This is a genomic window from Thermococcus sp. (genome assembly GCF_027063845.1).
Taxonomy (GTDB): Archaea; Methanobacteriota_B; Thermococci; order Thermococcales; family Thermococcaceae; genus Thermococcus.
In genome coordinates, this window is sequence record NZ_JAMOQU010000126.1 from 1 (window position 1) to 2,495 (window position 2,495).

5 protein-coding genes are annotated in these 2,495 nt (G+C 54.5%); 3 read left to right on the forward strand and 2 right to left on the reverse strand.

Annotated features, from left to right (window positions below):
* Both MVO87_RS10320 and MVO87_RS10325 read left to right on the forward strand, forming a co-directional pair.
* Nucleotides 1–698 (forward strand): thiamine pyrophosphate-dependent enzyme (locus MVO87_RS10320; protein WP_297553079.1); only part of this gene is annotated, 698 nt, incomplete at its 5' end.
* Nucleotides 695–1,246: a 2-oxoacid:ferredoxin oxidoreductase subunit gamma gene (locus tag MVO87_RS10325; protein WP_099211345.1), complete on the forward strand. Its 552-nt coding sequence runs from the start codon at nucleotides 695–697 to the stop codon at nucleotides 1,244–1,246. The genes MVO87_RS10320 and MVO87_RS10325, both read left to right, overlap by 4 nt.
* Here the strand turns inward: MVO87_RS10325 and MVO87_RS10330 are convergent.
* Entirely contained in the window at nucleotides 1,236–1,526 is a 291-nt protein-coding gene (locus MVO87_RS10330) for a prefoldin subunit (protein WP_297514756.1), read from the reverse strand. The two genes, MVO87_RS10325 and MVO87_RS10330, sit on opposite strands and share 11 nt — an antisense overlap.
* Nucleotides 1,527–1,564: 38 nt before the next feature.
* Complete coding sequence (pfdA, locus tag MVO87_RS10335; protein ID WP_297514753.1) at nucleotides 1,565–1,993, reverse strand: prefoldin subunit alpha; 429 nt, start codon at nucleotides 1,991–1,993, stop codon at nucleotides 1,565–1,567.
* A 108-nt stretch (nucleotides 1,994–2,101) separates the two neighbouring features.
* Between pfdA and MVO87_RS10340 the strand changes: the two genes are divergently transcribed.
* The coding region (locus tag MVO87_RS10340; protein ID WP_297553081.1) for a DUF192 domain-containing protein at nucleotides 2,102–2,495 on the forward strand (394 nt) is incomplete at its 3' end.

Sequence of the window (2,495 nt, forward strand, 5' to 3'; positions counted from 1 at the left end):
TAGTCTGGGTGAGCGGAATAGGCTGTTCCTCCCGCGTTCCAGGCTTCGTCAACTTTGACGGCCTACACACGACCCACGGAAGGGCCCTTGCTTTCGCCACGGGAATCAAGCTCGCCAATCCGAACCTTAAGATAATCGCCTTCATGGGCGACGGCGACGCGGCCGCTATAGGCGGGAACCACCTCATCCACGCCATCAGGAGGAACCTCGACGTGACGGTAATCCTCATCAACAACTTCACCTACGGAATGACGGGCGGACAGGTTGCTCCAACCGCTCTGAAGGGCCTGCGCGGGACTACCGCTCCATACGGCCAGTTCGAGAACCCCTTCGACATCGCTCAGCTGGCGGTCTCTGCGGGGGCGAACTACGTGGCAAGATGGACGGTCTTCAATTACCTCCAGGGAATCAACAGCATAAAGAAGGCCCTCAGCAAAGAAGGCTTCACTCTCGTCGAGTTCTTAAGCCCCTGTCCGATAAGCTTTGGAAGGAGGAACAGGATGAAGACTTCCCCAGAGCTAATCCGCTGGTACCAGAAGATAACCGTCCCGCTCGCGAAGGCCAAGAAGATGAAGCCAGAAGAACTTGAGGGCAAGATAGTAATCGGCGAGTTCGTTGACAGGGACAGGCCAGGTCTCGTGAGGGAGTATCAGGAGTACATAAAGAGGGCCAAGAAGATGATGGGGTGGGAGCAATGAGGAAGGAAGTTCTCTTCAGCGGGTTCGGCGGTCAGGGTGTCATTCTGGCGAGCGTTATCCTTGGAAGGGCCGCCGCTGTCTATGAGAACCTCTACGCGGTCCAGACCCAGAGCTACGGGCCAGAATCGAGGGGAGGTGCGAGCAGGGCTGAAGTGGTTATAAGCGACGAGCCGATTGACTACCCCAAGACACTTCATCCAGACTACGCCGTCTTCTTCTCGCAAGAGGCATACAGCAAGTACCTCCACACCGTGAAGGAAGGTGCCACTGTAATAGTCGAGAAGGACCTCGTTCCCCACCGCGACGAGGAGTTTGAGAAGAAGCTCAACGTCATCGCTTTGCCCCTGACCGAGATAGCCGAAGAGACAACCGGATTAAGCCTGACGATGAACATCCTAACCCTCGGCATACTCGTCGGCGTGACAGGGATAGTGAGCAGGGAAGCGATAGAGAAGGCCGTCCGCGACGCAGTTCCAAGGGGAACGGAGGAAATAAACGTCAAGGCCCTCAAGAAGGGCTTTGAGATAGCGGAGGAACTCAGAAGCTGAGCCTTGAGAGCTTCTCCATTATCTCCTTCTCTTTCTCCCTGAGCCTTTCGAGTTCCCTCTTGTAAGCCAGGCGCATTCTCTCGATGTGCTCGATTGCCTCGTCCTTTGTGATCTCCACAAGAAGGTCCGCGAAGGCCCTGTAAAGCTTTCTCTCGGCCTTGGTGGCCGTTATGATTCCCTCTGCGTACTCGAGTTCCTTCATCTTGAGCTCTATCCCCTTCCTGAGCTCCCTTATCTGCCTGAGCTCAAGTTCGAGCTCGTAAGCCTTCACCGCCTCCACGCTCTCACCCCCAATAAAAAAGAATGGCCGAGGAGAAGTCACTCCTTCTTCTCAGGCTGCATCTCTTGGAGCTCCTTGAGGAGCTCGTTGACCTTCCTCGTGTCCTCCTCAATCTTCCTCAGCAGGGCCAGGCGGAGGTTCATGAGAGCGTTGATTCTCTTCTCGATGTTCTCCCTGGCCTCGTCAACCGTTGCCCCGACGAGGATTCCAGCTCCAACGTCCATGATGACATCGTTTGGGTCTTCAATCTTGCCCTTTATCGCTATCCCACTTCCGAGCGGGATGTAGATTGCCTTGCCTTTACCCTTGTCCTTGATGTAGGCGAGGGTGGCGTCAACGGTCCTGAGGTCGGCGATGGTGGCGTCTATTGCCCCGACCTGGCTCCTGAGGTACTCGATTTCACCGAGGTAGCTCCTAATCTCGTCCTGAACCTGTTCAAGGGTCCTGACCTTCTTCTCCTCGGCCATTCCTATCACCCCCGTTCCTTTTTTTCGTCCCCATATTTTAGTTACTTTTTGTATTTAAAAGTTTTTCGCCTCACAAGGCTTATTAAGGGGCAGGGTCAAGCTTAAGCCATGATAATCAACGAGACGAAGGGCAGGGTCTGGCATGGGCGCGTTGAGCTCGCGGATACTTTCTTCAAGCGCTTTAGAGGGTTAATGCTCGTGGGCAACGTAAGTTATGCCCTCATTTTCGTCCTCCCTGTTGAAAGCAGGCTCAACGCCTCAATCCACATGCTTTTCATGCTGAGCGACATCGACGTAATCTGGCTCGACTCGACGAAGAGGGTGGTTGATTTCAGGAGGGCAAAGAAGTGGCGCGTTTACTCTCCAAAGAAACCAGCCAAGTACATCATAGAGGGGCCCGTCGGCCTCATCGGGTCCCTTGAAGTGGAAGAAGGGGATTTGATAAGCTGGCAGGCCAGCGAGGAGAAGAGAAAGAGTGTTCCCGTGAGAATTTCCTTCCCTG